This is a genomic window from Spongiivirga sp. MCCC 1A20706 (genome assembly GCF_046524175.1).
GTDB lineage: Bacteria > Bacteroidota > Bacteroidia > Flavobacteriales > Flavobacteriaceae > Spongiivirga.
Genome location: NZ_JBEFZF010000007.1, coordinates 61,344 through 88,266 on the forward strand (window position 1 = coordinate 61,344; position 26,923 = coordinate 88,266).

At 38.0% G+C, this 26,923-nt stretch carries 21 protein-coding genes; 14 read left to right on the top strand and 7 right to left on the bottom strand.

Annotation, left to right across the window (positions count from 1 at the left end):
• Position 1 precedes the first annotated feature (1 nt).
• The gene (gene rsmH, locus ABN763_RS15880) at positions 2-904 is read right to left on the bottom strand and encodes a 16S rRNA (cytosine(1402)-N(4))-methyltransferase RsmH (RefSeq protein ID WP_410486481.1); all 903 of its coding nucleotides are present in this window, start codon (positions 902-904) and stop codon (positions 2-4) included.
• Positions 885-1,349: a division/cell wall cluster transcriptional repressor MraZ gene (gene mraZ / locus ABN763_RS15885; protein WP_410486482.1), complete on the bottom strand. Its 465-nt coding sequence runs from the start codon at positions 1,347-1,349 to the stop codon at positions 885-887. The genes rsmH and mraZ overlap by 20 nt, the downstream gene beginning before the upstream one ends.
• Before the next feature lie 272 nt (positions 1,350-1,621).
• Here mraZ and ABN763_RS15890 point away from each other — a divergent pair, with 272 nt between their 5' ends.
• Both ABN763_RS15890 and yihA read left to right on the top strand, forming a co-directional pair.
• The gene (locus ABN763_RS15890) at positions 1,622-2,386 is read left to right on the top strand and encodes an alpha/beta fold hydrolase (RefSeq protein ID WP_410486483.1); all 765 of its coding nucleotides are present in this window, start codon (positions 1,622-1,624) and stop codon (positions 2,384-2,386) included.
• A 66-nt stretch (positions 2,387-2,452) separates the two neighbouring features.
• Complete coding sequence (yihA, locus tag ABN763_RS15895) at positions 2,453-3,064, top strand: ribosome biogenesis GTP-binding protein YihA/YsxC (RefSeq protein WP_410486484.1); 612 nt, start codon at positions 2,453-2,455, stop codon at positions 3,062-3,064.
• Positions 3,065-3,343: 279 nt separating this feature from the next.
• Here the strand turns inward: yihA and ABN763_RS15900 are convergent, their stop codons facing one another.
• Positions 3,344-3,730 carry a GTPase gene (locus tag ABN763_RS15900; RefSeq protein WP_410486485.1) on the bottom strand — a complete coding sequence of 129 codons (387 nt, stop codon included), beginning with the start codon at positions 3,728-3,730 and terminating at the stop codon, positions 3,344-3,346.
• A 66-nt stretch (positions 3,731-3,796) separates the two neighbouring features.
• Between ABN763_RS15900 and ABN763_RS15905 the strand changes: the two genes are divergently transcribed.
• Positions 3,797-4,450, top strand: a complete 654-nt coding sequence (locus ABN763_RS15905; protein ID WP_410486486.1) for a methyltransferase domain-containing protein — start codon at positions 3,797-3,799, stop codon at positions 4,448-4,450.
• A gap of 34 nt (positions 4,451-4,484) precedes the next feature.
• On the opposite strand, the gene ABN763_RS15910 is transcribed toward ABN763_RS15905, so the two are convergent.
• The 3 genes from ABN763_RS15910 to gldB all read right to left on the bottom strand — a co-directional run bounded on the left by ABN763_RS15910 (position 4,485) and on the right by gldB (position 10,183).
• Positions 4,485-8,789, bottom strand: coding sequence for a T9SS type A sorting domain-containing protein (locus ABN763_RS15910; protein ID WP_410486487.1), 4,305 nt, complete (start codon positions 8,787-8,789; stop codon positions 4,485-4,487).
• Between the two features lie 120 nt (positions 8,790-8,909).
• The gene (gene gldC / locus ABN763_RS15915; RefSeq protein ID WP_410486488.1) at positions 8,910-9,242 is read right to left on the bottom strand and encodes a gliding motility protein GldC; all 333 of its coding nucleotides are present in this window, start codon (positions 9,240-9,242) and stop codon (positions 8,910-8,912) included.
• 2 nt (positions 9,243-9,244) lie between these two features.
• Positions 9,245-10,183 (bottom strand): gliding motility lipoprotein GldB, encoded by a 939-nt coding sequence (gene gldB, locus ABN763_RS15920; protein WP_410486489.1) that lies wholly within the window; start codon positions 10,181-10,183, stop codon positions 9,245-9,247.
• Positions 10,184-10,317: 134 nt separating this feature from the next.
• Between gldB and nadE the strand changes: the two genes are divergently transcribed.
• The 3 genes from nadE (at position 10,318) to ABN763_RS15935 (ending at position 13,599) form a co-directional block, all read left to right on the top strand.
• Positions 10,318-11,106 (top strand): NAD(+) synthase, encoded by a 789-nt coding sequence (gene nadE, locus ABN763_RS15925; protein WP_410486490.1) that lies wholly within the window; start codon positions 10,318-10,320, stop codon positions 11,104-11,106.
• 174 nt (positions 11,107-11,280) lie between these two features.
• Positions 11,281-11,910: a response regulator gene (locus ABN763_RS15930; RefSeq protein ID WP_410486491.1), complete on the top strand. Its 630-nt coding sequence runs from the start codon at positions 11,281-11,283 to the stop codon at positions 11,908-11,910.
• Positions 11,911-12,276: 366 nt separating this feature from the next.
• Complete coding sequence (locus ABN763_RS15935; RefSeq protein ID WP_410486492.1) at positions 12,277-13,599, top strand: hypothetical protein; 1,323 nt, start codon at positions 12,277-12,279, stop codon at positions 13,597-13,599.
• A 180-nt stretch (positions 13,600-13,779) separates the two neighbouring features.
• On the opposite strand, the gene dnaG is transcribed toward ABN763_RS15935, so the two are convergent.
• Positions 13,780-15,741: a DNA primase gene (dnaG, locus tag ABN763_RS15940; RefSeq protein ID WP_410486493.1), complete on the bottom strand. Its 1,962-nt coding sequence runs from the start codon at positions 15,739-15,741 to the stop codon at positions 13,780-13,782.
• A gap of 150 nt (positions 15,742-15,891) precedes the next feature.
• Between dnaG and ABN763_RS15945 the strand changes: the two genes are divergently transcribed.
• The 8 genes from ABN763_RS15945 to ABN763_RS15980 all read left to right on the top strand — a co-directional run bounded on the left by ABN763_RS15945 (position 15,892) and on the right by ABN763_RS15980 (position 26,908).
• Positions 15,892-16,353 carry a GAF domain-containing protein gene (locus ABN763_RS15945; protein ID WP_410486494.1) on the top strand — a complete coding sequence of 154 codons (462 nt, stop codon included), beginning with the start codon at positions 15,892-15,894 and terminating at the stop codon, positions 16,351-16,353.
• A 107-nt stretch (positions 16,354-16,460) separates the two neighbouring features.
• Entirely contained in the window at positions 16,461-17,987 is a 1,527-nt protein-coding gene (purH, locus tag ABN763_RS15950) for a bifunctional phosphoribosylaminoimidazolecarboxamide formyltransferase/IMP cyclohydrolase (RefSeq protein ID WP_410486495.1), read from the top strand.
• A 67-nt stretch (positions 17,988-18,054) separates the two neighbouring features.
• A complete protein-coding gene (locus ABN763_RS15955) occupies positions 18,055-19,083 on the top strand; it encodes a rod shape-determining protein (RefSeq protein WP_410486496.1) in 1,029 nt (342 codons plus the stop codon).
• Between the two features lie 12 nt (positions 19,084-19,095).
• On the top strand, positions 19,096-19,920 hold the full coding sequence (gene mreC / locus ABN763_RS15960; protein WP_410486497.1) for a rod shape-determining protein MreC: 825 nt from the start codon (positions 19,096-19,098) through the stop codon (positions 19,918-19,920).
• On the top strand, positions 19,913-20,422 hold the full coding sequence (locus ABN763_RS15965) for a rod shape-determining protein MreD (RefSeq protein ID WP_410486498.1): 510 nt from the start codon (positions 19,913-19,915) through the stop codon (positions 20,420-20,422). Before mreC ends, ABN763_RS15965 begins: the two co-directional genes overlap by 8 nt.
• A complete protein-coding gene (gene mrdA, locus ABN763_RS15970) occupies positions 20,419-22,293 on the top strand; it encodes a penicillin-binding protein 2 (RefSeq protein ID WP_410486499.1) in 1,875 nt (624 codons plus the stop codon). The genes ABN763_RS15965 and mrdA overlap by 4 nt, the downstream gene beginning before the upstream one ends.
• Positions 22,286-23,545, top strand: a complete 1,260-nt coding sequence (gene rodA / locus ABN763_RS15975) for a rod shape-determining protein RodA (RefSeq protein ID WP_410486500.1) — start codon at positions 22,286-22,288, stop codon at positions 23,543-23,545. Before mrdA ends, rodA begins: the two co-directional genes overlap by 8 nt.
• 114 nt (positions 23,546-23,659) lie before the next feature.
• Complete coding sequence (locus ABN763_RS15980) at positions 23,660-26,908, top strand: S41 family peptidase (protein WP_410486501.1); 3,249 nt, start codon at positions 23,660-23,662, stop codon at positions 26,906-26,908.
• Positions 26,909-26,923: the final 15 nt, after the last annotated feature.

The following is a 26,923-nucleotide window of genomic DNA, read 5'->3' on the forward strand; positions in this document are numbered from 1 at the left end:
ATTATAACTTTTCTGCTACGCGAAGCTTTGCACTTCGCGCCCTGTTGTTTTCTGCTATTTCTACCGCTGTAGGCACGATGAGCCCACCTACTTTTTTCAAAGGCACATCCACCCTTCCAAACATGTCTTTTTCAGGCTCACCTTCAAACATTCCATTCCTAATAAACCGCTTCACTAATCGATCTTCAAGAGAGTGATAAGAGATTACTGACAACCTCCCCCCTTTAATCAAAACCTCCGGTACTTGCATCAAAAACTCTTTAAGAGCCTCGATCTCTTGATTCACTTCTATGCGTATCGCTTGATATATTTGAGCCAACAATTTATTTTTCTTGTGCTGCGGCAGATGCTTTCTCAAAACCTCTTTTAGCTGCTCACTTGTTTTTATAGCTTCATTTGCTCTTGCATTCACAATCGTTGACGCTAGCTGATATGCATTTCGCAACTCTCCATATTGAAAGAACATCTCTCGCAGTGACTCTTCATCATAATCATTAATCACATGATATGCACTAAGCGCTCCCGTTTGATCCATCCGCATATCAAGCAATCCTTCAAATCGAGTTGAAAATCCTCGACTACCCTCATCAAACTGATGAGATGACACTCCAAAATCCCCTAAAATACCATCAACCTCCTTCACCCCATAAAACTTTAAGTATCGCTTTAAAAACCTAAAGTTTTGATTTATCAAAGTGAATCTAGAATCATCAATCGCGTTTTCCAGCGCATCTTTATCTTGATCAAACGCAAATAACTTTCCTTCATCTCCTAGTCTGCTTAGTATTTCCTTTGAATGACCTCCCCCACCAAATGTTACATCTACATAAATCCCATCTTCCTTTATAGCGAGCCCATCTACCGTTTCTTTCAGCAATACCGGATTATGATACATCTTCATCATCGTTACCCATTACCTCTTCTGCCAGCTCAGCAAAGTCGACTGTAGCATCATTAATTGCTTTTTCGTAGCGATCTTTATCCCATATTTCGATAATGTTCACCGCCGAAGACAGCACCAAATTCTTATTAATACCAGCAAACGCAACTAAGTCTTTTGGTATTTGCAATCGACCAGTACTATCTAATTCAACAGGTTTAACACCTGCCGAAAATCGTCGTATGAAATCGTTGTTCTTTGGCTTAAACCGATTCAGTTTCCCAACCTTTTGCATCATTTTTTCCCATTCATCAATCGGGTACAACTCCAAACAGGGCTGAAATACTGCGCGTTTTATAACAAAGCCTTTTTCAATGATCGGATTGAGTTGTTTTTTCATTGCAACTGGCAACATGACGCGACCCTTCGCATCAACCTTACACTCGTATGTTCCTATCAATGAGTTCATCACCAAATGACTTGGGGCATTTGTTTAAAAATCAAATATATTGAAAAATATACCACATTTTACCACTTTATACCACTTTGTTAATAAATAATACCATCTTGAGATAAAATAGCTTCCTCTCAACACATTAGAAGTGAAGTTGAACCTGATTAAACCCAGTTGAATTCTATCTGATTAAACTGACATATAATTTCTCTTAACCTGTTTAATATTGCCAAGTTTCATAATTACTAAATGCCTATATTTGCGGTTGATATTTGCGAACCCGGCTAATGAAAAACCACATAAAGAAGGAAGGAAAATTCAGTTATTTAGAAATAGGTGAAGGCACGCCAATTATCATTCTGCATGGTTTGATGGGAGGACTTAGTAACTTTGATGGCGTTACAGAACATTTCTCCCCTAAAGGCTATAAAATTGTCATTCCAGAACTTCCTATTTACGATATGTCTTTAATAAAGACTACCGTAAAAAGCTTTGCTACTTATCTTGAGGAGTTTATTGAGCACAAAGAATTTGATCAGGTTATCCTTTTAGGAAATTCGCTTGGGGGGCATATTGGTCTACTTCACACTAAACTATTTCCAGAAAAAGTTAAGGGGCTGGTAATCACTGGTAGCTCGGGATTATATGAAAGTGCCATGGGTGATAGTTACCCAAGAAGAAGTGACTATGAGTTTGTAAAAAAGAAAGCACAAGATGTTTTTTACAATCCAGAAGTGGCATCAAAGGAAATAGTAGATGAAGTATTCGCGACTATCAATGATCGAAATAAGCTGGTTAAAACACTTGCTATTTCTAAAAGCGCCATCCGCCATAACATGTCTAAAGATTTACCACATATGAATACGCCTACCTGTATAATTTGGGGTAAAAACGATACAGTAACGCCACCAGAAGTAGCAACTGAATTTGAAAGCCTGCTTCCTGACGCTGAGCTATTTTGGATAGATGAATGTGGTCACGCTCCTATGATGGAACATCCTGACACCTTTAATGAACATTTAGCAACCTGGCTTGATAAAAGAGGGTTTTAAGAAGGATTAAATAGCTACCGATTAAAATTTAAGAAGTCAAACCTATCTTAAAAACTAATGCTAAAAATGAAAATCACTTCAGCCAATTTTGTTATTAGCAATAGCGATGTCAGCAAATGCCCGTCAAACAACTTGCCTGAATATGCTTTCATAGGTCGGTCGAATGTTGGTAAATCTTCACTAATCAATATGCTTACTAACCGAAAAAATCTTGCTAAAACTTCAGGCCGACCAGGAAAAACACAGTTAATTAATCACTTTATTATTAACAATAACTGGTACTTGGTTGATTTACCCGGTTATGGGTATGCTAGAGTATCAAAATCTGCTAAAAAGGTCTTTCAAAAGTTTATAACTCAGTACTTTAAAAAACGAACTCAACTTGTCTCTGCTTTTGTACTTGTAGATATTAGGCATGAACCGCAAAAAATTGATATGGAATTCATGCAATGGTTAGGAGAAAATCAAATTCCCTTCTCCATTATTTTTACAAAAGCTGATAAATTAAAGCCCGCTGCGATTGAGAGAAATATTGCCACCTATCGGGCAAAATTATTAGAAGATGTCTGGGAAGAAATGCCCAATTACTTTACGACCTCATCGTCATCAAGAATGGGTAAGGATGAATTGCTTAATTATATTGGGAATATCAATGCTGAGATTCATAAAACTAGTTAGCCTATATAAGTTCTATTTAAAAGATACGTACTATTGATAGCCAAATGTATTCAACTTAATCATCCAGCAATAAAATAGTTTTCATTCATTTTCTTTGCTCGTCCAAAGAAAACGAATCAAAAGAAAAGACGCTTTTTCCAAGGTATTTTTTCCCTTAACGCGAAAAACCGCTATGTTTTTCCTAAATTTTCTCCAAGGCTTCAAAAATTCTTGAAGAAAAACCCTAGCTATACTTCGGAAAAAGACGAAAATGATTACTTAAAAAATCTTTAAAATTATCTAAGTGTATTTCTCAACAGCCTTTATCAAATCTTCCACATTGTTTAGTGACCTAAGACGATCATCATCTAAAATAACGACTAGCTTTCCTTTTGATTCGACTAAAACCACGGGATAGGAGAAATCATTTTCGCGAAACTCATATTGCTCCTGAAATTCATCAATATGCAAAAAAGCTAATTGAATTTGTGTATTTTCCCTGAACTGCTTCCATTTGGTTCGCTCTTTAAACGCTCCATGGGTTAAGCTACATAATGAACATTGATATGTTTGAGGACTTAACAGCTTATGTCCTGCATCAAAAAGTCCGTTTACAAAGCCGGACTTTGCATTATAGACAAATAGAATTTTCTGAATCTCTTTTATCACCTTTATAAAGTCGATCAATCCTTGCCAACTTACAAGTTTGTGGCAATAATAATTATCTTGCGCTTCTTAAATTTCGAGTACACAATGATTGATAGCATAAAAAAGGTCATTTTTAAGCTTTTTCAAAACCAACTTTTTCCAGGTTCTAAGAATTATTGGGAGAAACGCTATTCTAAAAAAGGAAATTCAGGACCGGGGTCTTACAATCGCTTAGCCATATTTAAAGCTGAGATACTAAATGATTTCGTTGCCAAAAATGATATTAAGTCGGTGATGGAATTTGGATGTGGTGATGGCAATCAACTAAAATTGGCTCAGTACCCGGATTACACTGGTATTGATGTCTCAACAACTGCAATTTCACTATGCAGAAATTTGTTTGAAGGTGATAATGACAAAACCTTTTATGAGTATCATGACGACACTTTTAGATCAACAAAAGTTGATCTTACACTTTCCTTAGACGTTATCTATCACCTAATAGAAGATACTGTTTTTGCCATGCATATGAATGACCTCTTTAAGCATAGCAATCGATATGTGGTAATTTATTCAAGCAATTTTCATAGTAAACAAACCTTCCATGAACGCGATAGAAAGTTCACAGACTGGATAGAAAAGCATCAAGCTGACTGGAAATTAATCGATACCATTAAGAACAAATTTCCATTCGACCCGAATGATCCTGACAATACTTCAAAAGCCGATTTTTTCATTTATAAAAAAGAAAGCCGCTAAAAAGCGACTTTCCTTTCCTAACAAACAAGGCATTTTAATTAATCACAACCTTCTTTTTAATTGCCATTCCGCTTTTGGGCTCATCAATAGTGATGATATAAATTCCAGCAGGAATGTTACGCACATCTAGATCTGTAGAATTCCCTTTCTGTACTTCTTTGCTCATAACTACATTACCTGTGATATCATACAAACGAACACTCGCCGTACTTGGTATTTGTCTATCAAACTTCACATTTAATGTAGTAGATGCCGGGATCGGGAACATTTTTGCGGTCATACGTCCCGAAGGTTCAACACGTTCTACGGTTATCGCATTAGAAAGATCGAAACAACCTTGAAGATCATTCGCGTTCGCATCGACTTCCAATCCGCTGATCTCGCCATAATAGCGAATATACCAGATTAAACATGTCCCTGGACCTGCTGCATCGAAGTTCACTCCGCGTGCATCGTCTAAGGTCGGTGGTAAGCCTAATATTTTACCATCTAAATCGGTAATGATATAGCTGAAGTTATCTCCACGGCGCTCACCTGTAATATCTAAACCTGAAGCAAAATCAGCTGTACCATCAACGGTAAATGTATATGGTCCGCCGGTTAATGTTCCAGCTAACGGTTCATTTCTATAGACTCGAACACTGTTAGAAAGATCAAAATCTCCTTGTAGATCATTCGCATTTTGTCCTGCTTCTAATCCAGTGATATCACCATTATAGCTTAAATGCCAGATTAAGCAGATACCAGGGCCAGCTACGTCAAAGTTAACCGCTTCAGGTGTTGGCGGTAAACCAAGAATGTTACCTTGCTCGTCTGTGACTATCCACTGACTATTTACACCGGTATTACCAGCTAGGGTTACACCAGAAACATTATCTGCCTGACCATCTCCAACACAAAAAGTGTATGGGCCTCCAGTTAAAGTTCCCCCTTCGGCAACAGCAGGTGTTCTTTCAATTAAAATGGAATTCGAAAGATCGAAACAACCATCAAGATCATTCGCATTTTGACCAACTTCTAAGCCCGAAATCTCACCATAATAGCGTACGTACCAGATTAGGCAATTGCCACCACCAGCTCCATCAAAATCGACACCTCTCGCCGCCTCCAACGTTGGCGGTAAGCCTAGAATATTATTATCTGCATCGGTCACGATATAGCTAAAGCCATCTCCGCGACGCTCACCTGTAATATCAAGACCAGTGGCCATATCAGCAATACCATCGCCTACAGTAAACCAGTATGGTCCACCCGTAAGCGTACCCGCTTCCGGTTGTTCGCGATATACCCGAATAGCGTTGGAAAGACTGAGGTCTCCTTGAAGATCATTTGCATTTTGTCCAGCTTCCAATCCGGTGATATCACCATTATAACTTAAATGCCAGATTAAACAAACACCGGGACCAGCATCATCAAAATTAACGGCTTCAGGTGTTGGTGGTAAACCAAGAATGTTACCCTGTTCATCTGTTACAATATACTGGCTATTTTCACCCATATTTCCTTCAAGTGTGATACCAGAAACATTATCGGCCTGACCATCTCCTACACAAAAACGGAACGGACCACCTGTAAGGGTACCTCCCTTAGCAAGAACAGGAGTTCTTTCAATCAAAACAGCATTCGAAAGATCGAAACAACCATCAAGATCATTCGCGTTTTGACCAACTTCTAAACCTGAAATCTCACCATAATAGCGTACATACCAGATTAGGCAATTACCGCCACCAGCACCATCAAAATCAACACCCCTGGCAGCTTCTAATGTTGGTGGTAAGCCTAGAATGTTATTATCTGCATCAGTCACGATATAGCTAAAGCCATCCCCTCGACGCTCACCTGTAATATCAAGACCAGCAGCCATATCAGCAATACCGTCACCTACCATAAACCAGTATGGTCCGCCTGTAAGTGTTCCCGCCTCAGGATCATTTCTGTACACACGAACACTGTTTGACAGTTCGAAATCCCCCTGAAGATCATTCGCATTTTGTCCTGCTTCTAATCCAATGATATCACCATTGTAACTCAAATGCCAAATCAAACAAACACCGGGTCCAGCTCCATCAAAATCAACGGCCTCCGGTGTTGGTGGTAAACCTAGGATGTTACCTTGTTCATCTGTTACTACATATTGACTGTTTTGTCCAGAATTGCCACTTACAGCAACCCCTGAAACATTATCTACCTCGCCATCGCCAGCACAGAACATGAAAGGCCCTCCTGACAAAGTTCCACCCACAACAGGCGGTAAGTTTCTGGTAACAGTAATGGAATTAGAAAGATCAAAACAACCTTCGATATCAGCTGCATTGGCTCCAGCTTCTAAACCGCTAATTTCACCATAGTAACGAATGTACCAAATTAAGCACACCCCTTCACCAGCTGCATCAAAATCAACACCTCTAGCTGCTTCTAATGTTGGTGGCAAACCAAGAATATTTAATTCGTTATCAGTGATGATATATCGGAAGCCGTCGCCTCTTCGCTCTCCTTCAATATTTAAACCAGATGCGAAGTCCGGAGTACCATCTACGATAAATGTATATGGACCTCCTGTTAAGGTTCCCGCCTCAGGATCATTTCTGTACACACGAACACTGTTTGACAGCTCAAAATCTCCCTGAAGATCATTCGCATTTTGTCCTGCTTCTAATCCAGTGATATCGCCATTGTAACTCAAATGCCAGATCAAACAAACACCAGGTCCTGCTCCATCAAAATCAACGGCCTCCGGTGTTGGTGGTAAACCTAGGATGTTACCTTGTTCATCTGTTACCACATATTGACTGTTTTGTCCTGAATTGCCACTTACAGCAACACCCGATACGTTATCTGCCTCGCCATCGCCAGCACAGAACATGAAAGGCCCTCCTGACAAAGTCCCACCCACAACAGGTGGTAAGTTTCTGGTAACAGTAATCGAATTAGAAAGATCGAAACAACCTTCTATGTCAGCTGCATTGGCTCCAGCTTCTAAACCGCTAATTTCACCATAGTAACGAATGTACCAAATTAAGCACACCCCTTCACCAGCTGCATCAAAGTCAACACCTCTCGCTGCTTCTAATGTTGGTGGCAAGCCGAGGATATTTAATTCGTTATCAGTGATGATATATCGGAAGCCGTCGCCTCTTCGCTCTCCTTCGATATTTAAACCAGATGCGAAGTCCGGAGTACCATCTACGATAAATGTATATGGACCTCCTGTTAAGGTTCCCGCCTCAGGATCATTTCTGTACACACGAACACTGTTTGACAGTTCAAAATCTCCCTGAAGATCATTCGCATTTTGTCCTGCTTCTAATCCAGTGATATCGCCATTGTAACTCAAATTCCAAATCAAACAAACACCAGGTCCTGCTCCATCAAAATCAACGGCTTCTGGAGTTGGTGGTAAACCTAGGATGTTACCCTGTTCATCTGTTACTACATATTGACTGTTTTGTCCAGAATTGCCACTTACAGCAACCCCCGATACATTATCTGCCTCGCCATCGCCAGCACAGAACATGAAAGGTCCTCCTGACAAAGTTCCACCCACAACAGGTGGCAAGTTTCTAGTAACTGAAATAGGATTTGAAAGATCATAACAACCATTAAAATCATGTGTGTTCTCGCCAGCAGCTAATCCAGTTAAACCATCTTCATAACGCAAATACCAGATCAGGCAAACGCCAGCTCCTGCGGCATCGAAATCAACTCCCTCGACAGCTTCAATTGTTGGCGGTAAGCCCAGGATATTTCCTTTATCATCTGTAATAACAAATGTCGCATTTGCACCACTACGGTCGCCACTAAGCGATATTCCTGAAACAAAATCAGGCGTACCATCTACCGTAAATGTAAAAGGTCCGCCACTCAATAATCCCGCATCGGGTTGGTTACGATAAACTCTTATCTCGTTTGATAAGTCAAAAGTTCCGAAAAGATCGGTAAGTGCATTGTTACCAACTTCAAGCCCGATACAATCATCTTCAAAACTCAAATGCCAAATAAGGCATATGCCCGGACCAGCTTCATCAAAATTCACAGCCTCTGGTGTAGGTGGCAGTCCAAGTATTTTTCCTGTTTCATCAGTCACTATCCATTGCGAAAGACTACCGCTTTCGCCAGTAAGTGTAATACCTGATACATGATCAGCTTCACCATCTACGCAAAACATAAATGGTCCTCCTGAAATGGTTCCTCCATCAACCGCAACATCCGGATCGTTGGTTTTTGGTTCTATGGCATAAAGATTTACTGCCATAAGCATCAGCAATAACTTCAACACATGCATGCTAAGGTTACGCCAGTAATACGATGATGCATTCGCAGATCGTAAAATTGTTTTCATTTTAATGGAATTTAGTTAATAATCAACTCAAGACCGTAAAACTAAATTCAAGGCACAAAAAAAAGTGTTAGCTGGCTAACACTTTCCATATATATAATTAGGTATCTTTAGTCTTTTAACTTATTTCAACTCTAATTTCTCTGCGAAGTACTCACAAAAATCCTTCATGGTTTCAGTCATTTTTTCATCTTGCGTAGCACGATTAAAAGTATCGGCCATAGAAACCATCGTCTGATAGAAAAACATTTTCATGTCGTCAACCGGCATATCTTTTGTCCACAGATCAATCCTTAAACTTTCTTTTTCCTTAGGATCCCAAACGGACAACATCATTGCTTTCGCTTCTTCCTGAGAAATCCCTCCATCTTCTGCAGACCAATAAAGTGTTTCGGGCACGCGGTTTTCGTCAAGACCTACTTTAATTCTAATTTCACTTTCTTTTACTTTTGTCATTGCTATTTTTTCGGTTTGTAATTTGATTTTTTAAAAATTTCATCTGCAGGTGTGATCAGCAATTCTTGCAAAGAAATATCGTTCGTATTCATATAAGATCTCACAATTTGCCACCCAAACCATTGCCCAATTCTGCCAGGTGATTCTTGATCGATTTCTTTATAAAATTTGGAATAAGGAGCGTTCAGTAAAAACCGCTCGGCTAATTCCTTCTTGGTGCTAAATAGCATTTCATTTTCAATGAAATATCGCCAAGCTTCCTCTTCATTGTTCGCACACCATGCAATAGCATTTTGATCATATCCTATTTTTATATGATCTTCAACACAAGGCATTAGCAAATCTTTAAGGTATAATCGTTTGCCATAATAAAGCATTTGAGACAAAAAGGTTCTGTTACGTGGAGAACTTACATATGATTTAGAAAATTCAACAATCACATCAGGAATCAGTTGTTCTTTCGTTAAATTTTTCCGCTCAAAGTTCGAAATGCCCTGATACAACTTGTTTTCCGCCCCTAAATAAGTATCAACAGCTACCACCAATAGGGTATCAGAATAGAACACCTTATTATTTCGGTCTACATCAGAAATTCCCGTCACAATATCAGGAACTTTAGCTCTTGGAAAGTAATATTTGATGTGCTTAAATAAATTAGTAAGCCTTTCTTTCTCATCTTCAAAATCAGGGAAGACCTGATTTACTTCGTTCATGATCTCTTGTTGAAGCGTATCAGACATTCTTGCTACCCAAATACTATCAGGAAACTGACTTGGAAACATATAAGGGTATTTTGTTTTCAAATAGGGAAGATCATTTGGCTTTGCCTTGTCAAATTCTTGATCGAATCTATCGATCTTTAAGGACACCTTTATCTCTGCTATCTCTGGGGCTAACTTCTCACATTTTTTTTCCTCTTCACAGCCAAATAAACCGACCATTAACAAGGAAAAAATTAGCGTTTTTCTAATCATATACGGTCTTAAGTACAAGCTTGTCTCTTTTTTTTAACTTCATAAGATGAAAGCTTATCTTTACAGCAAAGATACATTTTACATATCAATTTTTTCAAATTATGCAAACTGAAAAAGTAATCGATCATATTGTTAATTGGCTAAGCGATTATGCTAAAAAAGCTCATGTAAATGGCTTCGTTGTTGGGGTTTCAGGAGGAATTGACTCCGCGGTCACTTCAACTTTATGTGCTAAAACCGGATTGTCAACGCTATGTATTGAAATGCCCATACATCAAGCAGCAAGCCATGTTAGTAGGGCGCAGGAACATATTGCACAACTGAAGGGTCGATTTGAAAATGTATCGGACACAAGAGTCGACTTGACACCAGTTTTTGATGAAATGGCACGTCAGGTATCTATGAGTGGAGATGCCGATCGCGAGGAATTGGCTTGGGCAAATACCCGAGCACGTTTACGCATGAGTACCTTGTACTACCATGCGGGGCTATTAAATAGGTTAGTTGCCGGTACTGGAAACAAAGTGGAAGATTTTGGTGTAGGGTTTTATACCAAATATGGTGATGGTGGAGTTGATTTGAGTCCAATTGCCGACCTAATGAAAACCGAAGTATATGCCATTGGAAAAATCTTAAAAGTGCCTGAATCGATCATGGTTGCTGCACCTTCTGATGGGCTTTGGGGAGACACCCGTAGTGATGAGGACCAAATAGGAGCATCATACCCAGAGTTAGAATGGGCAATGAATATGGATGATGAAGGTAAAAAAGCCTCAGATTTTCAAGGAAGAGAGCAAGAAGTTTTTCAAATATACAAACGATTTAATACTGCAAACAAGCACAAAATGGTGCCAATACCTGTTTGCGAAATACCAGAACAGTTAAAATAAAAAGGTTGATTCTACTGGAGCCATAGCAACGATATCACTTTTTTCAGTTTTTTTTGTTTAACTTTACTTTTACGCTAACTACTTGTTTTTAAGTGAAGTTAAAGCGCTTAACCCCAAATAACCATTTATAAGATGAGTTGTCTTGAAGACTTCTCATTTTTAAAAAATCGTGCTATGATAAAAGTTGTAATTGCCGATAGCCACCCGATTATTCAATTTGGAATAGAACACCTTTTTAGAGCATCTTCTGAAATAAACATTGTTGCTAAAGTAAGTTCTACTGGTGACTTATTTGATTTTCTTGATAAACAAACTGCCCATTTAGTCCTTTTAGAAATGGATATTCCCGAAATAAACGGGATCACCGCTTTGCGTAAAATGAAAAAGGAATATCCCGATGTAAAAACTATTATTTTTAGTGGGCAGCCAGAAGATGTATATGCCATAAGTGCTTTAAAAGCAGGGGCCGCAGGCTACCTATCAAAAAATGTAGAACCCAAGATTATTGAGGAAGCCATTTTAAAAATTGCCAAAGGGGGCATATATATAAGTAATGAGCTTGCACAACGTCTTGCTTTTGATGAAAGCACCAATCGTCCACGTCGTTTTTTTAGACGCCTTTCAACGCGGGAAGTTGAAGTGTTAAAACTCATGGCTTCCGGAAAACGAAATAAGCATATTGCCGAAGAACTTGGCCTTAATGAAAAAACAGTGAGTACATACAAAGCGAGATTGATGCGTAAACTTAATGTTGACAATCTAGTAGATTTGTTGCAACAAGCGAAGGCCTTGGAGTTGTACTAAAGAAGAATATTCCGCTTAAAAAACAGTTTCCATCTCAATTCAAATTTTCAGAAAGGCTGTTTTTTGTAAGCTACCTAACACTTTCAGTATTTTTCGAAATAGCCATTATTTCCCGACTTTAGTTTTTTAACATTTTGTTTTTTTAGCATATACCGAAAACCTCAAAACGTTTCTTTCAGGGGCTTTTGCGTAATATTTTCTTCTCGAAAAAAAGACCCAAAGGGTTAGTGAAGATTTTTCCCTTTTGTAACCAGCGTAAAAAAAATGAAGAAAGTAAACGGTTTTACTGGGGTCTAATTATGTGAAAGAATTTTGAAGCGCTTCTCTCTCTCAAATCAGCAAAAAAAACTTAATTAAAAAATAGATATGAAAAAAACTATGTATACCATGATAGCTGCAAGTGCATTATTATTTGCAAGTTGTCTTCAAGATGATTTTACAGGAGATAATCCAGTTGATAATCCCTCAGAGCCAGAACCAAGTGCTGCACGCCTTTTACTAAATAGTATAGAAGCCGATGGCGGAACACCCTTTGATTCAGATAGACCTGCACTTACTTTTACAGACGCACAAAACGTATTTTTACCTAGTATTTTAGGTATTGATTTTAGAGTGGACAGAAGTGTAGTACCTGCAGGACCAACCGCTCGATTCCCTTTGTTTCAAGGCTGGGAGACCCTGCCAAACGGTGAACGTAGAGAAGGATATTATATTATTACTGAAGCATCTGACGAAGATATTGCTGAAGAACTTGGTGTAATTTTCGCTCCACGTATGGCCGATGCAATCGGGTCTGGTGGTGAGCAAAATTCACAATGGACGGAAGATGGCCGTCTAATTTTTGAAGGTTCTGTAGATTTTTCGCCAAAACGTTCTTTAACAGCAGGAGCACCAGATGGTTTATTATTCGGATTTCCTCCAGCAGCTGTTACTCCTGGTGCAGTTGCCGATAATAATTGGTCTTCTTATGTAGTACTACCTGATAGCGATATCGTAATTAATGCACAACTAGTAGCTAATGAAACTGGTATTCACGATCGCATTCCGAATCCGGAAGGAAATGGTCCGGAACAAGAAGATGATTTGAACAATCCAAACTTAGCGATCGATCAAGCATCAGTAGTATTGCAGTTGCTAGACGGATGGCATGATGACAGACAGTACTACTTTCACATTGTAACGGATACTTCAGATCCAGGACCAGCCACTATTGAATTAGGTGTTTATGCTCCAAGATTAAACAACCTTCCAGCCTTTGGATTGTTCCCTGGAGGTTCTATGCTACCTTTTAGTCCAACTGCAAATGGTAGAACCTTTGACAACGGTGATGGTTTTGGTGTACAGGGTTTAAACGCCGCTTCACTTAGTGATCGCCAGGTACAAGACCCAACAAATACATTCCCAATTGATCCACGTGACACCCAATATGCGCCAATGTGGGATGCGCACGTAACTGAATTTACAGTACCTGAAGAAGATCGCCCTATTCTAAGAAGCTTTAACCAGATTAATAGTTTATTAGCGGACGGCATATTAATTCCGTTTAGAGGTAACAGAAATGAATTTCCTTTAAACAACTCATTATCTGATTTGTTAACTGCTACCGGAGCTATTATAAACTGCCCAGTAATCACACAACCAGACGCAAGTGTTATCGGCACACAAATAGGATTACCTAGAAATCAATAAAACATCATGTGGAATTATTGTTTTGAAAAAGAAAGATAATTGTTGATGTTTAAAGCTGCTCGAAAGGGCAGCTTTTTTTATATACAGCACTCATTTATAAATTAACTACGTACTCGAATACCCGATAAAATGTTGAAAGGATGAACTTAAATGACTTGAAGTAATACTAACAATTTCTAACTACACAACCCTATTCAATTTCTTGGCCAACAGAATTTTTAAGCTATGGTAGTTCATTACTTCTTCTAAAACCTCTTTGTTATGATCTTGCTTTTCGGCAGTTTCTTGTTGTAATTCTGTTACTTTTTGCTGAATTAAGAAACACCGTAAACTCAGGATCGTTTCACTAACCAGTTGACTAATGGTCTGGTGTTTTTCTTTTACAAAAATGTCTTTCTCTTCCCACTTAGCAAGTTGATATTTTTCATCATCCATCAAAATACCAGTTACTATAGAAGATAGATTCGGTGGTAAAATATTCACAAACTGGTCAATCTTAAATGATTCATGTTCATTTAAGGTTTCTATTAATGAGTAGTATATGTCTTTGAATTGATCATTGGCCAACTCTATTTCATCTTGCTGTAAATCGAGATAAATTTTTTCAAAAACCTTGGCCTTATGCACTTCTGGCTCTAGAATTAACTCATTTTCATCATTCTCTTTTAATACAAGATCTTCGAAATCTTCTTCTTGATTTCCATATAACAACAATATTTGAATAATCTTTCGCTCTAACTCGAACAACGCATCTATTTTCTTAACTGACTCAGGGTTCTTGACTACACTAAATGCCTGTTCTTTTTGCTGCTGTTTGTATTTTTTGTTTGCATCAGCTAGCTCTTTTTTACCCATTTGGGCAAGCGTGCTATATAATACCTCTTCAGAAATATCCATAATTCGAGAGCACTCTCTTATATATATTTCAGTTTGAATACGGTCGGGTATTTTAGAAATACTTGTAACCATATCACGAACCAATTCAGCTTTTTTAATCGGATCGGACTTGGCTTCATTCATTAGTAATGAAGCTTTGAACTGGATAAAATCCTTGGCATTATCATTAAGATATGCCGTAAGTTCTTCGAGTGTATTATTTTTCGCAAAACTATCAGGATCTTCACCATCAGGAAATGCGCAAACTTTTACATTCATTCCCTGTTCCAAAATAAGATCAATTCCTCGCAAAGATGCACGCAACCCAGCAGCATCTCCATCAAACAAAACGGTAATATTTTTTGTAAGACGGTTAACCAACCTAATTTGTTCGGGTGTCAAGGCGGTGCCCGACGAGGATACGACATTCTTAATTCCGGTTTGATGAAACTGGATTACATCGGTATACCCTTCAACTAAATAGCAAACATCTTCTTTGGCTATACTTTGCTTAGCATAATAAATACCATATAATACTTTGCTTTTGTGGTAAATATCACTTTCTGGTGAGTTCAGGTATTTTGCTGCCTTCTTGTCGTTGGTCAAAATACGACCACCAAAACCGAGCACTCTTCCTGACATGCTATGAATCGGGAACATTACCCGACCTTTAAAACGATCAAACTTTCGCTCTTCCTTGACAATAGTTAGTCCTGTTTTCTCGAGAAACTCAAGTTGATACCCCTTCTTAACCGCAGCATCTGTAAAGGCAGACCATTCGTCAGGAGAATACCCTAATCCGAATTTTTTGATGGTCTCTTCAGTGAAACCACGTTCTTTAAAATAACTAAGTCCTATGGCCTTTCCAAGATCTGTTTTTACAAGTTGATTTTGAAAATATTCCTTCGCAAATTCGGAAACCAAATACATACTTTCTCTGGCGGAAGCCTGCTCTTTTTGCTCATCTGTCTGCTCTGTTTCCTCAACTTCAATATTGTATTTTTTGGCTAGGTATTTTATGGCTTCTGGATAGCTAAAATGCTCATGTTCCATTAAAAACGCAACAACATTCCCTCCTTTTCCGCTGCTAAAATCTTTCCAAATTTGTTTCACCGGCGACACCATAAAACTTGGTGTTCGTTCATCAGTAAAAGGACTCAAGCCCTTGAAATTACTACCTGACTTTTTCAACTGTACAAAATCACCAATCACCTCTTCAAGACGTGCCGCTTCATAAACCTGATCAATAGTAGTTTTGTGTATCAACGTTATTCAAAAATCTGTAGTGGGTAAAGATAATGGAAAAAGTATTTAATTTACAGGGACAGTACGCAGTTGGCTCTAAAGAATTTTACAACAACAATGTTATTTTAAAATTTCATTTTCGACTACTTTTGCATCTCATTTTTTTAAACAATGATATATACTGAATTACAACCATTAGTGTTGGATATTTTAAATAAAGACGAGCGATCATTAAACGAACGTCTATATGAAGTTTGCAACCTACTTCGTGAAGAAGTAGCACATTATGATTGGGTTGGATTCTATTTTAGAAACGGAAATAAAGAAGAACTTATTTTAGGCCCTTACGTAGGTGCACCTACCGACCATACTGTTATTCCTTTCGGAAGAGGGATTTGCGGTCAAGTAGCAGTTTCAAATGAGAATTTTGTGGTGCCCGACGTTCATGCACAAGACAATTATATTGCCTGTAGTATTACCGTAAAATCAGAAATTGTAATCCCATTATTTGTAAATGGTGAAAATATAGGCCAGATCGATATTGATTCCAATACCATTGATGCATTTGGTGAAAAAGATGAGCAATTTCTTGAGTTTGTGAATACAGAAATTGCCAACCGCTGGAAAGGTTAATAACCAGTTAACTACTTCACTATTTTTTACATACTTTTTTTATTCAAAAAAATTACATTTGCGCTACATGCCAGTAGGCATTAACAAAAAACAACAACACAACGCAAATGAGTTCTGAAAAAACGGCCAAGTCGGCTTTAATTTCCGTTTTTAGCAAAGACGGATTAGCGCCTATTGTAAAAAAGTTAGATGCACTAGGAGTCACTATTTATTCTACGGGCGGTACCGAAAAATTTATCAAAGAACAAGGTATCAATGTTATACCTGTGGAAGATGTCACATCATATCCTTCTATTTTAGGTGGTAGGGTAAAAACACTTCATCCTAAAGTTTTCGGTGGTATATTAAATAGACAAAATGTTGAAAGTGATGTAGCTGAGCTTGAGCAATATGAAATTCCGCAATTAGATATTGTAATAGTCGACTTATATCCTTTTGAAAAAACGGTATCAAGTGGCGCTTCAGAACAAGATGTGATTGAAAAAATAGACATTGGTGGCATTTCGTTAATTCGTGCAGCAGCAAAGAATTTTGCTGATGTTCTTTGCGTGTCTTCGGTGACTGATTATGCTGATTTTCTTTCCCTTTTAGAAGAAAAAAATGGCACCTCATCATTAGAAGACAGAAAGAAATTTGCGGCCAGAGCATTTAACATATCAAGTCATTACGACACCGCTATCTTCAACTATTTTAATGAAGAAGAACAAGTGTATAAGGCTAGTATTACTGAAGGAAAAAAATTACGTTACGGTGAAAATCCCCATCAGGAAGGTTTTTTCTATGGAAAGTTTGATGAAATGTTTGACAAATTACATGGCAAAGAACTTTCATACAATAATTTACTAGATGTTGATGCTGCCGTAAACTTGATGAGTGAGTTTGTAAATGACGATCCTACTTTTGCCATCTTAAAACATAATAACGCTTGCGGAATTGCAACAAGAACAACTATAAAACAAGCATATTTAGATGCTCTTGCCGGGGATCCGGTATCTGCCTTTGGTGGCATCCTTATTTCAAATACAACGATTGATGCTGCTACAGCAGAAGAGATTCACAAATTGTTCTGCGAAGTGGTCATTGCACCATCATTTGATGCTGATGCTTTGGAAATTCTAAAAGGAAAGAAAAACAGAATTATGTTGGTTCAAAAAGAAACACATCTACCAACACAATCTGTACGTACTTGTTTAAACGGTGTTTTAGTACAGGATAAAGATTCAAAAACTGATACCGTTGAAGGATTAGAATATCGTACCAATAACAAACCATCAACTCAAGAATTGGAAGATCTCATATTTGCGTCGAAAATTTGCAAGCACACAAAGTCCAATACAATTGTATTAGCTAAAAACAAGCAACTTTGTGCTTCTGGAACAGGACAAACCAGTCGAGTAGATGCCCTAAGACAAGCCATTGAAAAAGCGAATTCATTTAAGTTCGATTTGGACGGTGCTGTAATGGCAAGTGATGCCTTTTTCCCCTTTCCTGACTGTGTTGAAATTGCAGATAAAGCGGGTATCAAATCTGTTATTCAACCAGGTGGATCAATAAAAGACGAATTATCAATTGATTATTGCAATAATAATGGTGTTTCTATGGTATTTACAGGTACTCGACATTTTAAACATTAATTTTAGTACATTTACCAGAATATAGTACAAATAGCACCCTAACATCTATTAAAATTTAGCAAAATAAATGGGATTTTTTGATTTCCTGACAGAAGAGATTGCAATTGATCTTGGAACAGCAAACACCCTTATCATTCATAACGACAAAGTAGTAGTCGATAGTCCTTCGATTGTAGCACGCGACCGTACCTCTGGCAAGATCATTGCCGTTGGAAAAGAGGCCAACATGATGCAAGGCAAGACACACGAAAATATTAAAACCATTAGACCACTTAAGGATGGTGTAATTGCTGATTTTGATGCTTCAGAGCAAATGATCAGTAAGTTTATTAAAAACATTCCTTCCTTAAAGAAAAAGATTTTCACTCCGTCACTTCGCATGGTTATCTGTATTCCTTCTGGAATTACAGAAGTAGAAATGCGCGCGGTTCGGGAATCTGCAGAACGTGTAAACGGTAAAGAAGTTTACCTAATACACGAACCAATGGCTGCCGCTATTGGTATTGGTGTTGATATCATGCAACCTAAAGGAAATATGGTTGTTGATATTGGTGGTGGTACTACCGAAATTGCCGTTATCGCATTGGGAGGAATTGTTTGTGACAAATCGGTCAAAGTAGCGGGTGATGTATTTACCAATGATATAGTGTATTACATGCGAACGCAGCATAACTTATATGTTGGAGAACGCACGGCTGAAACCATTAAAATTCAAATTGGTGCGGCAACGGAGGATCTAGAAACTCCCCCAGACGATATGTCTGTTCAAGGGCGTGATCTTTTAACCGGTAAGCCAAAACAGGTACAAATATCGTTTAGAGAAGTTGCTAAAGCGCTTGACAAATCAATTCTTCGAATTGAAGATGCGGTGATGGAAACGTTGTCGCAAACTCCACCGGAATTAGCGGCTGATATTTATAATACCGGTATTTATCTTGCTGGAGGAGGATCGATGCTTCGTGGGCTTGACAAACGACTATCTCAAAAAACTGATTTGCCGGTTTACATTGCCGAAGATCCATTGAGAGCCGTTGTTCGCGGAACCGGAATTGCCCTAAAAAACCTTAGCCGTTATAAAAGCGTACTAATCAAATAAACAGATTAGGCCATGCAACAGATTTTCAATTTTATTTTTCGAAATAAAAACTTCTTGTTGTTTCTGGTACTTTTTGTTCTTTCCCTCATTTTTACAATACAGTCGCACTCGTATCACAGGAGCAAGTTTGTAAACTCTGCTAACTTTTTATCTGGTGGTATTTATGGCACTTTTAGCAATATCAGCGAGTACTTTTCTCTCAAATCTACCAACGATGAATTAGTCGAAGAGAATTTGAAATTACGCAAAATGCTTTTGATCGGTCAAGATTCTCTGGAAAATGAAATTGTTGTTGATTCTATCTCGTTTGACAAACAATACGTTCTAGTAACAACAAAGGTGATACAAAATGATTATAATCGAAGAGATAATTTTTTAACGATAAAGAAAGGGCAATCACATGGGATTGAACCTGATATGGGTGTATTTAATTCGAAGGGAATTGTTGGTATTGTCGACAAAACTTCTAACGGTTATAGCACGGTTATTTCGATATTAAATTCAAACTCTCAAATAAATGCTGAAATTAAGCGAACACAGGATTTTGGCTCATTAAAATGGGATGGAAAGTCACCGTATACTGTTCAACTAACTGATGTACCTAAACGGGCACGTATTGCTATTGGGGATTCAATTATAACCGGTGGGCAATCGACTATTTTTCCGAAGGGGATAAATATTGGGTCAATTAAAGACTTTAAACTAGATGGCTCAGAAAACTACTATGAAATTGAGGTAGCCCTTTTTAATGATATGACCAATTTGGGTAACGTTTATGTCATTAAAAATCAAGATCGGGAGGAAATAGAAACATTACAAAATAACACTAATGAGTAATGTAGCTTTTAAATATACCGGGCTTTTTATTTTGCTCGCACTTGCGCAAGTATTGGTGTTTAATAATATTGATTTTGCAGGATATATTGACCCGTATATTTATGTCATCTTTATATTGCTATATCCTATTAATAGTAATCAAACACTATTCATTTTCGTTAGCTTCTTATTGGGTTTGACGGTTGACATGTTCTTAAACTCAGGAGGCATTAATGCGGCAGCGTGTTTGTTTATTGCTTATATAAGGCCGATTGTTTTAAAATTATCTTTTGGAACGAGCTACGAATATCATGCGATTAAAATAGAAAGCACATTCTTTTCTGAACGATTTAAGTACTTTTTAATAATGATTGGCATTCATCATTTTACTCTTTTCGCGTTCGAAATTTTTAACATCGCACAGATACTTTCCATATTAAAAAAAACGTTGTTTAGTGGTATCTTTACCTTACTACTTAGTTTGCTATTGGTTTCACTGTTTAGTAGAAAGAAAGAATCATGAGAAAACTATTACTGTACTTTTCGATAGTTTTTATAGGAGTTGTCTTTGTTGGCAGACTTTCTTACCTGCAATTATTTGATAATTCGTTTGAAGCATTGTCTAATAAAAATGCAATCAAAACCATTTATGACTATCCTGAACGAGGATATATCTATGACCGAAACGGCAAGCTGTTGGTTTCTAATCAACCGGCTTATGACGTAATGGTAATTCCGAGGGACGTAAAAAAATTTGACACTCTTGAATTCTGTTCGCTCCTTAAAATAACGAGAGAAAAGTTTGATAAAGCTTTAGGCAAAGCAAAACGGTATTCGCCCCGTCTTCCATCGGTAATTGTCGCCCAACTTTCAAAAAACGATTACGCTTTTCTTCAGGAAAAAATGCGGAAATATCCTGGTTTTTATATTCAAAAACGATCACTTAGAGATTATCAAACCAATATTGGGGCTAATGTCTTGGGATACATTGCTGAAGTAAATCCCGACAATATCAAAGAAGATTCTTACTACCAGTCAGGCGAATTACTAGGCAAAACAGGTATCGAAAAATCATATGAAGAATTACTTCGAGGAATAAAGGGTAAAAAATATATTCAAAAAGATCGTTTCAATCGAGATATTGGTCCATACAAAGAAGGCGTTTTTGACACCCTGCCTGAAAAAGGGAAAGACATTACAGTTACTATTGATGCTGACTTACAAGCCTATGGTGAATTATTAATGCAAAATAAACGAGGTGGTATTGTTGCGATTGAACCCGCTACTGGAGAAATTCTTGCTATGGTTTCTGCACCAAACTACAACCCGGATTTATTAGTAGGCAGGCCAAGATCTGCTAATTATATGAAATTAGCCAACGATACCATTGCCAAGCCGTTATATGACAGAGCAATATTAGCACAATACGCCCCTGGGTCGCCATTCAAAATATTAAATGCGCTAGTAGGATTGCAAGAAGATGTCATTACCCCAGAGACAAAATTCACTTGTTATGGAGGCTATTCGTATGCTCGTAATACAAAACCTTTAGGATGTCATTGCTATCCCGGGTCGAGAAACGATATGAATCGCGGTATTTACGAATCGTGTAATGCCTATTTCGGACAAACCTATAGAAAGATCGTAGAGAAGTTTGATGACCATCGCCAAGGTATTGATAACTGGGCAAGTCATATCAGAAGCTTCGGATTAGGCAATTATTTAGGGTATGATCTAAGTACAGGGCGACCAGGACGCATTCCTGACAGTAAATATTATGATCGAGAATACCCTAATGGAGGCTGGCGTGGTGTAACTACTATAAGTAATTCGATTGGACAAGGTGAAGTTGAAGCTACACCCATACAGCTAGCAAACATGACAGCAGCTGTTGCTAACAGAGGTTTTTTCTATACACCACATATTATCAAAAAAGTAAATGGAGAGCCAATCGACATCAAAAAGTACACAGTACCAAAACAAACCACCATTGATGCAGAAAACTTCGAACCTGTCATTCAAGGTATGTTTGACGTATACCGAAGACCCGGTGGAACCGCTTATTATTCTCAAATAAAAGGCATTGATATCGCCGGAAAAACGGGAACAGTAGAGAATTTCATGGTCATTGATAGTGTCCTAACACAACTTGACGACCATTCAGTTTTCATTGCATTCGCGCCCAAGGATAAACCCAAAATTGCGATGGCAGTATTTATTGAAAATGGATATTGGGGCGGACGTTGGGCAGCCCCAATTGCTAGTTTAATGGTGGAAAAATATATTAGAAAAGAAATCACTCGAACCGACCTCGAATATCGCATGCTCAATGGATCGCTAGAAGATGTGTACGCTAAACCTTACAGTGGAAAACCATTCAGGATAAATGAGTAGAAGTACGACAGCAAAACTAGACTGGTTAAGTATAATATTATATTTTTTGTTGGTTGGTATTGGGTGGATCAATATTTACTCAGCTTCTCTTTCTAAAACATCTACCTCTCTTTTAGATTTTAGTCAGCCCTATGGACGACAGCTATTTTTTATTATATGCAGTGTCATTTTAATAATTCTTGTCCTATCAATTGAGGCAAAGTTTTATGAGCGTTTTGCCAGTATAATTTACATTGCATCCTTGATATCATTATTAGGATTATTCCTGTTCGGTAAAAATATATCTGGGGCAACTTCCTGGTATTCATTCGGCATTTTTGGTTTACAACCATCAGAGTTTGCTAAAGCAGCAACGGCCCTGGCCTTGGCCAAATATATAAGTGATATTCAAACCAATATGAAACTATTTGAAAGTCAATTTCGGGCTTTCTTAATAATTTTTTTACCGGCCTTATTTATTGTTCCACAACCAGATCCGGGAAGTGCATTGGTATTTGCTTCATTCTTTTTTGTTTTGCATCGAGAAGGTATTTCTGCCAACTACCTTTGGTTCGGTTTAATAACAACTTCCCTATTCATAGGAACCCTGTTAATAGGAAGTTTAGCTGTAAGTATCGTTGCTACAGTGGTCCTAATAATTGCATTTATTATCTCTAAAAGAAAAAATAGACGTAGGAAGTTAACACCTTATTTAGTCGCAATTATTTTCACAACAGTTTTTGCTTATGCGTCTAACTATATATTTAATGATGTATTTGAGCAGCGTCATCGTGATCGATTTAATATCGTACTAGGCAAGACAGTCGATGCAAAGGGAATTGGTTATAACACGAACCAATCTCAAATTGCAATTGGTTCTGGAGGGTTTAGTGGAAAAGGTTTTTTAGAAGGTACCCAAACAAAGGGCGGGTTCGTACCAGAGCAACATACCGACTACATTTTTAGCACAGTAGGAGAAGAATGGGGCTTTTTAGGAAGCACCATTGTCGTAGCCTTATTCGTTATATTGTTACTACGGCTTATCGCTCTTGCCGAGCGCCAAAAATCCCAATTTAGTCGTGTGTACGGCTATGGAGTCGTCTCTGTTTTATTTATACATTTTGCCATCAATATTGGAATGGTAATTGGTCTGCTACCCACCATTGGAATCCCCCTTCCTTTTTTTAGTTATGGCGGTTCAGCGCTTTGGGGTTTTACCATTTTACTATTTATTTTTCTCAAGCTTGATTCTAACAGAATCAACGAATGGTAATTCTAGATAAAGGTGGCCATTCTCCAAACCACTAAAAATTAGCAGTAAATTAACAGTAGTTTACATTGCGCAAAAGACTGTATTTTGGTAGTTTAGGGCAAAATTAACTAACCAATGAAATACCTTTTTCTATCACTTATAGCGACCTTCACTACACTAATATCTGCACAAGAAAACCCTAAATGGCTTCGCTATTCGTCAATTTCTCCTGACGGTACACAAATAGCATTTACCTATAAGGGAGACCTCTACAAAGTAAGCAGTGCCGGTGGTAATGCAACACAACTTACTTTTCATGAGGCCCATGATTATATGCCAGTTTGGAGTAAAGATGGAAAACATATAGCATTTGCTTCCAACCGATATGGGAATTTTGACGTTTATGTAATGAATGCATTAGGTGGAACTGCAACTAGACTTACTTTCCATTCCAATAATGAATATCCATATAGCTTTAATCATGATAACGAGAGTATTCACTTTGGTACAGTTAGACAGGATGATGCGAAGCACCGCCAATTTCCTACCGGATCTATGACCGAATTATACTCAGTTCCCACAACCGGAGGTCGAGTAAACCAAATATTAACCATTCCGGCTGAAAATGTTCAAGTTTCAGCAGATGGAAAAATAATGCTATACCAAGACAAAAAAGGTGGCGAAAATTTATGGAGAAAACACCATACCTCATCAATCACCCGCGATATTTGGACGTACAACACTGAAACCAAAAAACACGAACAAATTACATCATTTGATGGTGAAGACAGACGTCCTTTTTTTAGTATTGATGAACAAAGCATGTACTATTTAAGTGAAGAAAGCGGTTCATTTAATATTCATAAAAAAGGGGTTGCTCCTGGTGGAAAATCAGAACAATTAACCAATTTTAAACTACACCCTGTTCGTTTTTTAAGTGTTGGTAATGGCACCCTTTCATTTAGTTACGACGGCGAACTATATACCATGAAAGAAGGAGAGCAAGCTAAAAAGCTTTCCATAATGATACGCACTCAAAATATTAGCAATGCAGATAAATTCATCTCAATAAATGGTGGTGTCAATGAAATGGCTATTTCTCCCAATGGAAAGGAAATAGCATTTATCGCCCGAGGGGAAGTTTTTGTAACATCGGTAGAAGAGTCATTTACTAAACGCCTTACGAACACACCGGAACGAGAGCGTTTTGTAAGTTGGGGACCAGAAGGCAAGTCGGTGGTATATAGTAGCGAGCGTAATGGTAAGTGGGGAATTTACAAAACAGAGAAAACAAGAAAAGAAGAACCCTTTTTCTTCGCATCGACACTTTTAAAAGAAAGCCCAATTATTGCTAATAACAAGGACAACTACCTTGCTAAGTTTTCTCCCGACGGTAAAAAAATGGCATTTATAGAAGACCGTCGAACCTTGAAAATAATGGATGTCGCCTCAAAAAATGAAGTAACCTTACTTACACCAAAAGAGTTGTTCCATATGAGTGATGGTGATAAGTACTTTACTTGGAGTCCTGACAGTAAATGGTTATTAATAGACTGGAGCCTATCATTAAGCAATAGCGAGGTATTACTAATGGCCGCCGATGGCTCTAAAAAAGTCAATCTTAATGAAAGTGGCTACTATGACTCGTATCCAAAATGGGTAAATGAAGGTAAGCAGATGATTTGGTTTAGCAACCGCAACGGACTAAAGTCATATGCCACTAGTGGTAGATCAGAAAATGATGTATATAGCATGTTCTTTACGCAAGAAGCCTGGGATAAATTCAACTTGAGTGAGGAAGACTTTAAACTTGAAAAAGCACTAGAAGAAGCAAACAAAAAAGATGAAGGCGATAAGGATGATAACAAGAAAGACAAAAAGAAGAAAAAGAAAAAAGGCGACACTGATAAACCTAAAAAGTCCAAGCTATTAACGTTTGATTGGGATAATATGAAAGATCGCACTAAGCGATTGACTATCCATTCTTCAAGATTAAGTGATGCTGTTTTATCAAAAGATGGAAATACACTTTATTATCTGGCTCGTTTTGAAGGGAAATTAAATCTTTGGAGTACCAATCTTCGTACTAAAGAAACCAAAATGGCGATGAAATTAGGCGCTAATTCTGGTAGCTTGTATTGGGATAAAGAACGAAAAAATCTGTTCTTGTTAAGTTCCGGGCGTATTTCAAAAATCGATCCAGCGAAGAGTTCTAATAAACCAGTGAAGATTAATGGTGAAATGGAATTTGATAAAAATGCCGAGCGCGTTGCTATTTTCGACCATGTATGGCTGCGTACAAATGCCATTTTTTATCATCCTGATTTTCACGGTATCGATTGGGATTTAATGCGAAAAGAGTATGAGAAATACTTACCCTACATCGGCAATTCGTATGAAATGACTGAGATGCTTTCGGAGATGTTAGGTGAGTTAAATGTCTCTCATGCAGGTGCAGGTTATCGCGGATCGAATGTATCAAATGCCGATCAAACAGCTTCGTTGGGTATTTTGATGAGCTACAATCATCAAGGAGATGGTATTTTAATTGATGAAATATTAAAAGGGGGGCCGCTTGACAAGGCAAAATTCAAATTAAAACCTGGAATGATCATTGAAAAAATTGATGGTGAAACGGTATCAAAGGACAAAGACGTAGCCCGTTATTTAAATAGAAAGTCAGGAAAATTCATGCTGCTAGAGCTATTCGACCCTTCTACAAAGAAGCGACAAACTATTACGGTAAAACCTATTTCTTTAGGTCAAGAAAACAGATTACTATATAAACGTTGGGTTAAGAAAAACGAGGAAGAAGTTAGTAAACGCAGTAATGGTCAGCTAGGGTACGTTCACATTCCTGGTATGAGCGATGGCCCTTACAGAAGTATTTATCAAGATATGATGGGTAAATATTTTGACCGAAAAGGAATGATCATTGATACCCGCTTCAATGGAGGTGGTGATCTTGTTGGTGACCTCGCCATGTTCTTTACAGGAGAACCTTTTATTAGTTATGAAACCGAAGCAAAGAAAGTAGGTGGTGAACCTGTAGCCAGATATACCAAACCCACTTTAGCAATGATTAATGAAGCGCAATATTCTGACGGACATTGTTTTGCATGCGGATATAGCGATCTAAAAATTGGAAAAACCGTTGGTATGCCTGTACCGGGAACCTGTAGTTTTGCTGGTTGGGAAGGGTTGCCTGATGGCTCATATTGGGGCGTAGTACCGGTTAGTGCCAAAGACAAGCAAGGCAATTGGATGGAGAATAATCAAACCGAACCTATGATTAAGGTTAAAAATATGCCTGGTGTGATCGACCAAGGCCGAGATGAGCAGCTAGAGCGCTCAGTGGATGAGTTATTAAAAGAAGTGAAGTAGGTACATGTATCATGC

Excerpts from the sequence above, each read along its gene's own strand:
- ABN763_RS15930 (WP_410486491.1), top strand. The coding sequence starts at position 11,281 with ATGATAAAAGTTGTAATTGCCGATAGCCACCCGATTATTCAATTTGGA.
- ABN763_RS15890 (WP_410486483.1), top strand. The coding sequence starts at position 1,622 with ATGAAAAACCACATAAAGAAGGAAGGAAAATTCAGTTATTTAGAAATA.
- rodA (WP_410486500.1), top strand. The coding sequence starts at position 22,286 with ATGAGTAGAAGTACGACAGCAAAACTAGACTGGTTAAGTATAATATTA.
- rsmH (WP_410486481.1), bottom strand. The coding sequence starts at position 904 with ATGATGAAGATGTATCATAATCCGGTATTGCTGAAAGAAACGGTAGAT.
- ABN763_RS15935 (WP_410486492.1), top strand. The coding sequence starts at position 12,277 with ATGAAAAAAACTATGTATACCATGATAGCTGCAAGTGCATTATTATTT.
- yihA (WP_410486484.1), top strand. The coding sequence starts at position 2,453 with ATGAAAATCACTTCAGCCAATTTTGTTATTAGCAATAGCGATGTCAGC.
- mreC (WP_410486497.1), top strand. The coding sequence starts at position 19,096 with ATGCAACAGATTTTCAATTTTATTTTTCGAAATAAAAACTTCTTGTTG.
- gldB (WP_410486489.1), bottom strand. The coding sequence starts at position 10,183 with ATGGTCGGTTTATTTGGCTGTGAAGAGGAAAAAAAATGTGAGAAGTTA.
- mrdA (WP_410486499.1), top strand. The coding sequence starts at position 20,419 with ATGAGAAAACTATTACTGTACTTTTCGATAGTTTTTATAGGAGTTGTC.
- mraZ (WP_410486482.1), bottom strand. The coding sequence starts at position 1,349 with ATGAACTCATTGATAGGAACATACGAGTGTAAGGTTGATGCGAAGGGT.
- ABN763_RS15965 (WP_410486498.1), top strand. The coding sequence starts at position 19,913 with ATGAGTAATGTAGCTTTTAAATATACCGGGCTTTTTATTTTGCTCGCA.
- ABN763_RS15945 (WP_410486494.1), top strand. The coding sequence starts at position 15,892 with ATGATATATACTGAATTACAACCATTAGTGTTGGATATTTTAAATAAA.
- ABN763_RS15905 (WP_410486486.1), top strand. The coding sequence starts at position 3,797 with ATGATTGATAGCATAAAAAAGGTCATTTTTAAGCTTTTTCAAAACCAA.
- ABN763_RS15955 (WP_410486496.1), top strand. The coding sequence starts at position 18,055 with ATGGGATTTTTTGATTTCCTGACAGAAGAGATTGCAATTGATCTTGGA.
- purH (WP_410486495.1), top strand. The coding sequence starts at position 16,461 with ATGAGTTCTGAAAAAACGGCCAAGTCGGCTTTAATTTCCGTTTTTAGC.
- gldC (WP_410486488.1), bottom strand. The coding sequence starts at position 9,242 with ATGACAAAAGTAAAAGAAAGTGAAATTAGAATTAAAGTAGGTCTTGAC.
- nadE (WP_410486490.1), top strand. The coding sequence starts at position 10,318 with ATGCAAACTGAAAAAGTAATCGATCATATTGTTAATTGGCTAAGCGAT.
- ABN763_RS15910 (WP_410486487.1), bottom strand. The coding sequence starts at position 8,789 with ATGAAAACAATTTTACGATCTGCGAATGCATCATCGTATTACTGGCGT.
- ABN763_RS15980 (WP_410486501.1), top strand. The coding sequence starts at position 23,660 with ATGAAATACCTTTTTCTATCACTTATAGCGACCTTCACTACACTAATA.